Raw genomic sequence first — 6,510 nt, 5'->3', positions numbered from 1 at the left:
GCTACCCCTGATGAAGCGTACTTTGCAGCATTGCCGTTTGCACAAATGCAGGCGGCATAACCCCGGTGATCTCGCTTAGCAACTGGACTCAATTGTTCAAACGACCGGGACCACTTCTGTTGTCGGGTTCCGGATGATTGCTTGCTTAAAAACAAGCGTCCCTTGCTCCATGGCCGAGAGGTGCTGCAAGCAGTTCTGGCAACATGGCAAGCAACCTAGAAGGAGCGTGTATGTTGATTGCCGCCACAACCACGCCTGCCACCCGCTTGGCATTCCAGCAAGCCAGCGGCACCGACCGGGAGCTGACCCAGCAATACTGCATCGGCATGGACACCTTGCGCAAGTGGCGTCACAGAACCACGGTACATGAGGCCAGTCATACAGCGCATCGGCTGCAAACCACACTCAATGCTGCGCAAGAAGAATTGGTCATTTATCTGCGCACCCAACTGCTACCCAGGCTAGGCCACTCCAGATTCCCTAGACCACCCAAGCCTGATGGAGAATGCAAGCCATTCAAGGCTTACGAGCCAGGCTATGTGCATGTGAAGTACCTACCCTTGATGCAGGATGAGGACAAGCGTCGCAATGTGTTCGTGGTCATCGACAGGCAACCCGCTGGGTATTCATTGCTATCAAGCAACACAAACGGCAGCATCCGCCAAAGCCCTCCTAGGCGCAGTGCGTAAGGCTGCACCGTTCCAGATTCTGGCCATCCTGACGGACAACGGTAAAGAGTTCACAGAGCGGCTGTTGTGCAGTCGCTGTCGTCAGCCAACGGGAGAGCACGAGTTTGACCAGTTGTGCCAAAGCCTGGGCATTGAACATCGACTGACCAAGCCCAAGACACCACAGACCAATAGCATGGTAGAAAGTCTCAATGGACGGCTCAGCTAGGTGCTGCGCTCGCACCACTTCAACAGTGCCGAGGACTTGGAGAAGACATTGCACCAGTTTGTATGGCTGTACCACCACCATTTGCCGCAAAAGACACATGGGACATGTTGCCCTAGGGCAAGCACTCAAAACCTAGAAGATGAAAGTGCTGGAGTTATTCGTAAAAAACGTGCGCAATCATTCGGGACCTGACAGGTACACATAGGCCGCATTTATGATGCCAAAAACAAAAAGGCTGCAACCCGTGTGGGTGCAGCCTTTGTTTTATGTGGTACTTTATGTGGTACAGAAATCAAATTTCCATGCAAGCTGTTGATTTCATTGAATATCTGGCGGAAGGGGCGGGATTCGAACCCGCGGTGGGCTATTAACCCACACACGCTTTCCAGGCGTGCGACTTAAACCGCTCATCCACCCTTCCTGGCTGCACAGCCGAGCTGTGAGCTGAATTGAAAAGCCAAGCATTCAGCTTGGCTTGCAATCTGGCGGAGAGGGCGGGATTCGAACCCGCGGTGGGCTATTAACCCACACACGCTTTCCAGGCGTGCGACTTAAACCGCTCATCCACCTCTCCGTGAAGCTGAAATTCTAACCTGCTTTTGCAGCCTCAAATGGAGAAAGGCGCAAAACTTTGCAGGCGGGCGCGATTTCGCGTTCAGCCACGCGAGCCGCCTTGCTGCACCACGCGCATGGCGGAAGCGATGAGGCCGGAGACTTCGGAGATGTTGCTGGGCACGATCAGCGTGGTGTTGGCGTCCTGGGCCACCTTGCTGTAGGCATCGACGGCGCTTTCGGCCACTTTGAGCTGCACGGCCTGCTCGCCTCCCGGTTGCTGGATGGCCTGGGCCACGCGCTCCAGCGCCTGGGCGGTGGCTTCGGCGACGGTGGTGATGGCGGCGGCTTCACCTTGGGCCTTGTTGATGGCGGCCTGCTTTTCACCTTCGGAGCGGGCGATGAAGGCTTCGCGTTCGCCGGTGGCGATGTTGATCTGCTCCTGGCGGCGGCCTTCGGAAGCCGCGATCAGCGCGCGCTTCTCGCGCTCGGCGGTGATCTGGGCCTGCATGGCGCGCAGGATTTCGTTGGGCGGGGTCAGGTCCTTGATTTCGTAGCGCAGCACTTTCACGCCCCAGTTCAGCGCGGCTTCGTCGATCGCATTGACGACCTGGGCATTGATCATGTCGCGCTCTTCAAAGGTCTTGTCCAGTTCCAGCTTGCCGATCACGCTGCGCAGCGAGGTCTGGGCCAGCTGCGTCACCGCCATGATGTAGTTGGACGAGCCGTAGCTGGCGCGCATGGGGTCTGTCACCTGGAAATACAGGATGCCGTCCACCTGCAACTGCGTGTTGTCGCGCGTGATGCAGACCTGGCTGGGCACATCGAGCGGGATTTCCTTGAGGCTGTGCTTGTACGACACCTTCTCGATGAAGGGAATGATGATGCGCAGACCGGGGCTCAGTGTGCCGGCATATTTGCCGAAGCGTTCCTTGATCCAGGCGTGCTGCTGGGGAACGATCTTGACCGACATGCTGATGAAGATGGCAGCAATCACTAAACCGATGATGGCAATTTCCATGGTCCAAACCTTTTGAAGAGAAAAACGAAAGACAAAAAACAGGTGACTTGGCCAGGTCAGGCCTTGTCCACGATCAGGCGGTTGCCCTGTACCTCGATCACACGGTACAGGCCTGTCGACGGCAGGCTGCCGGGTCGCAGCACCACGGTCCATTGGCTGCCTCGGTAGGGGATGCGCGCCGTGCCATCGCTGTTCCACTCGGGCACGTGCAGGGTTTCACCAATGTCCAGATTCAGGTCGGGGTTGGCGGCGGCAGGCAACTCGGGCATGCGGCGGCCGCGGATGCGGCGGCACAGCAAAACGGCCAGCACGCCGATGATGGCGGCCATGCTGATCTGTGCGGGCAGGCCCAGCCCCAGGTGGGCGGCGATGGCGCCCGCAGCCAGCCCGGTGGAAATCATCAGCAGGTAGATGCCCCCCGTCAGAAGCTCTGCGGCAATCGCAATGCCGGCCAAAATCCACCAAATAGTACTTGCCTCCACGGCGTCACTCCCTAGGTTATGTGTGCGGCGCAGTGGTGAAACTGCTCGCAAATTTAGGAAAAGCGTCTGCAATTTGCAGGCTGAACCAAGATATTACTTACACTGCGCGCCTATCTGACTTTTATTGGTTCCCGACTGCAAGGGGTTGCGCATGAAATTCCGTTTTCCCATCGTCATCATCGACGAGGATTACCGCTCCGACAACACGTCTGGCCTGGGCATCCGTGCCCTGGCGCAGGCCATTGAGGATGAGGGCTTTGAGGTCCTTGGGGTGACCAGTTATGGTGACCTGAGCCAGTTTGCGCAACAGCAAAGTCGTGCCAGTGCGTTCATCTTGTCGATCGACGACGAAGAGCTGACCGGCGACAACGACGACCCCATCATTCACAGCCTGCGCAGCTTCATTGGCGAAGTGCGGCGCAAGAATGAAGAGGTGCCGATCTACATCTACGGCGAGACCAAGACCAGTCGCCACCTGCCCAACGACATCCTGCGTGAGCTGCATGGCTTCATCCACATGTTCGAGGACACGCCCGAGTTCGTGGCCAAGCACATCATCCGCGAAGCCAAGGCCTACCTGGAAAGCGTGCAACCCCCATTCTTCAAGGCGCTGCTGGACTATGCCGAAGACGGTTCGTACAGCTGGCACTGCCCCGGTCACTCGGGGGGTGTAGCCTTCCTGAAGACGCCCGTGGGCCAGATGTACCACCAGTTCTATGGCGAGAACATGCTGCGCGCCGACGTGTGCAATGCCGTGGAAGAGCTGGGCCAACTGCTGGACCACAACGGCGCGATTGGTGAGTCTGAGCGCAATGCCGCGCGCATCTTCAATGCCGACCACTGCTACTTTGTGACCAACGGCACCTCCACCTCGAACAAGATCGTCTGGCACCACACCGTGGCGCCCGGTGACGTGGTGGTGGTCGACCGCAACTGCCACAAGTCCATCCTGCACTCCATCATCATGACGGGTGCGATTCCGGTGTTCTTGAAGCCCACGCGCAACCACTTTGGCATCATCGGCCCGATCCCGCAAAGCGAATTCAGCATCGCGTCGATCCAGGCCAAGATTGCCGCCAACCCCTTGCTCAAGGGCGTTGACGCGCAGACCGTCAAGCCGCGCGTGCTGACGCTGACGCAGTCCACCTATGACGGCGTGCTGTACAACACCGAGACCATCAAGACCATGCTGGACGGCTACGTGGCCAACCTGCATTTCGACGAGGCGTGGCTGCCGCACGCGGCTTTCCACCCCTTCTATGGCACCTACCATGCCATGGGCAAGAAGCGCCAGCGTCCCAAGGAGTCCGTGGTCTACGCCACGCAGTCCATCCACAAGCTGCTGGCCGGTATCAGCCAGGCCTCGCACGTGCTGGTGCAGGACTCGCAGAACGAGAAGCTGGACCACCACCTGTTCAACGAGGCGTACCTGATGCACACCTCGACCAGCCCGCAGTACAGCATCATTGCCAGCTGCGACGTGGCGGCCGCCATGATGGAGCCGCCCGGCGGCACGGCGCTGGTGGAAGAGTCGATCCTGGAGGCGCTGAACTTCCGCCGTGCCATGCGCAAGGTGGACGACGAGTTCGGCGACGACGACTGGTGGTTCCAGGTCTGGGGCCCCGAAAAGCTGGCCGAAGAGGGCGTGGGCCGTGCGGACGACTGGATCATCCGCGGCAAGGATGCTGCGCCCAAGACCAAGTCCAAGCAAAAGAACGGCAAGGAATTCGACAACTGGCACGGCTTTGGTGACCTGGCAGACGGCTTCAACATGCTGGACCCGATCAAGTCCACCATCGTCACGCCCGGCCTGGACCTGGACGGTGACTTTGCCGACACCGGCATTCCCGCCTCCATCGTCACCAAGTACCTGGCCGAGCACGGCGTGGTGGTAGAGAAGACCGGCCTGTACTCGTTCTTCATCATGTTCACCATCGGCATCACCAAGGGCCGCTGGAACACCATGCTGACGGCGCTGCAGCAGTTCAAGGACGACTACGACCGCAACCAGCCGCTGGCGCGCATCCTGCCTGAGTTCGTGCAGCAGCACCGCCGTTACGAGCGCATGGGCCTCAAGGACTTGTGCCAGCACGTGCACGAGCTGTACGCCAAGTACGACATCGCCCGCCTGACGACGGAGATGTACCTGTCGGACCTGCAGCCCGCAATGAAGCCTTCGGACGCCTACGCCCACATTGCCCAGCGCAAGACCGAGCGGGTCGAGATCGACCACCTAGAAGGCCGCATCACCGTGGGTCTGGTCACGCCTTACCCTCCTGGCATTCCGTTGCTGATTCCCGGCGAAGTCTTCAACAAGAAGATCGTGGACTACCTGCTGTTCGCGCGCGAATTCGCCAAGGAGTGCCCCGGCTTTGAAACCGACATCCACGGCCTGGTGGAGATCGAGGACGAGCAGGGCAATGTGCGCTTCTACGCCGACTGCGTGGTGCAGGCCCCGTCGGCCCAGGCTGCGCCCAAGCCCCGCGCAGCACGCGCCAAGGCGGCACCGGTGGCCAAGTCTGCGGTGAAAGCAGCCACGACCAAGGCTGCCGCCAAGACCGTGGCCAAGAAGGCCTGAGTCGGGATGGATGGGTCCTGACCACGGTCGTGGCAGGTTCATGAAAAAGAGAGCAAGCAGCGCATGTTCTGCCTGGACTTAGGATGTAAAACCATCTGAAATCCTTGCAAAACCAGCGCAAGCAGCTCTCTTTTTTTATGGCTGATCGCTGGTGCGCAACCGCCAGTAGCGCGCAAAACGCGGCAGGCCGCTGGGGTGGGTGCCGTTGAAGCGGTAGGTGATGGTGCTGCCAATCGGTGGTGGCTGGCGGCGGTCGGCATCGCTCAGGCCGCTGCCCAGCTTGAAGCGCTGGCCGCTGGAGGCCTCGACCAGCAGCGCGCCGGTCATGCCGCGGTATTTGCCCTGGCCCGGCAGGTGGGCCACGACCACGGCCTCGGCGTCCTTGAACAGCTTCAGCTTGATCAGGTCCTCGCTGCGCCCGCCCCGGTAGGGCGCCTGGGCGTGGCGCAGCATCAAGCCCTCGGCGCCCGCCTGGCTGTAGCTGCGCAGCTGGCGCTGCAGGGCGTCATGGCTGGGCACCTGCCATTGCGGGGCCACCTGTACCCAATCCTGGCCGATGGCTGCCACGGTGCGCTGCAACTGCTGCTGGCGCTGGGTGAACGGCCCGGGGTGCTGGGGCACATCAAACACCATGTAGCGCAGCTGGCGCCAGCCAGCATCGTCCTGCGCGCCCTGGGCCACGGTCGATTGCACCGCGGCAAACTGGCCGCGCCCGGCCCACAGCTCGCCGTCCAGCGGGGTGCGGGGCCAGCCGCGCACAAACCAGGCCGGCGCCTCGATCGGCAGGCCCTGGCGGCTGAGCAGTTGCTGGCCCGTCCAGTGCGCACGGATGCCGTCATATTTCTCGCTGACCCAGTAGGCCTGGATGTCCAGCTGGCGGTGGTAGGGGCCGGCCAGGGTCAGCGTCTGGCCCCAGGCGCCGGAGAGTGCCAGCCACCCGCCGAGCAGCAGGGCCCATGCCGCGCGCCGACGCGCGCGGC

Annotated in this window: 4 protein-coding genes, 2 tRNA genes and 1 pseudogene; 2 read left to right on the top strand and 5 right to left on the bottom strand. The window is 60.9% G+C overall.

Features of this window, described 5'->3' with window-relative positions:
• Positions 1–230: 230 nt before the first annotated feature.
• A pseudogene (locus tag SJH88_RS18160) lies at positions 231–1,089 on the top strand (DDE-type integrase/transposase/recombinase).
• 138 nt (positions 1,090–1,227) lie between these two features.
• On the opposite strand, the gene SJH88_RS18155 reads toward SJH88_RS18160, so the two are convergent.
• The 4 genes from SJH88_RS18155 to SJH88_RS18140 form a co-directional block, all read right to left on the bottom strand.
• A tRNA-Ser gene (locus tag SJH88_RS18155) sits at positions 1,228–1,318 on the bottom strand.
• A 62-nt stretch (positions 1,319–1,380) separates the two neighbouring features.
• Positions 1,381–1,471: transfer RNA gene (locus tag SJH88_RS18150), tRNA-Ser, on the bottom strand.
• A gap of 81 nt (positions 1,472–1,552) precedes the next feature.
• Positions 1,553–2,470, bottom strand: a complete 918-nt coding sequence (locus SJH88_RS18145) for an SPFH domain-containing protein (protein ID WP_154163044.1) — start codon at positions 2,468–2,470, stop codon at positions 1,553–1,555.
• Between the two features lie 56 nt (positions 2,471–2,526).
• Positions 2,527–2,952, bottom strand: a complete 426-nt coding sequence (locus tag SJH88_RS18140) for an NfeD family protein (protein WP_045266964.1) — start codon at positions 2,950–2,952, stop codon at positions 2,527–2,529.
• Positions 2,953–3,103: 151 nt separating this feature from the next.
• Between SJH88_RS18140 and SJH88_RS18135 the strand changes: the two genes are divergently transcribed.
• Positions 3,104–5,530, top strand: coding sequence for an arginine/lysine/ornithine decarboxylase (locus SJH88_RS18135; protein ID WP_274755278.1), 2,427 nt, complete (start codon positions 3,104–3,106; stop codon positions 5,528–5,530).
• 135 nt (positions 5,531–5,665) lie between these two features.
• Here the strand turns inward: SJH88_RS18135 and SJH88_RS18130 are convergent.
• Positions 5,666–6,510 (bottom strand): DNA ligase (locus tag SJH88_RS18130; RefSeq protein WP_420921758.1); only part of this gene is annotated, 845 nt, incomplete at its 5' end.

It is taken from the genome of Comamonas sp. GCA5, from assembly GCF_036541385.1.
Taxonomy (GTDB): domain Bacteria; phylum Pseudomonadota; class Gammaproteobacteria; order Burkholderiales; family Burkholderiaceae_C; genus Comamonas; species Comamonas aquatica.
This window is presented reverse-complemented; position numbering and strand designations above follow the sequence as displayed.

Excerpts from the sequence above, each read along its gene's own strand:
- SJH88_RS18145 (WP_154163044.1), bottom strand. The coding sequence starts at position 2,470 with ATGGAAATTGCCATCATCGGTTTAGTGATTGCTGCCATCTTCATCAGC.
- SJH88_RS18135 (WP_274755278.1), top strand. The coding sequence starts at position 3,104 with ATGAAATTCCGTTTTCCCATCGTCATCATCGACGAGGATTACCGCTCC.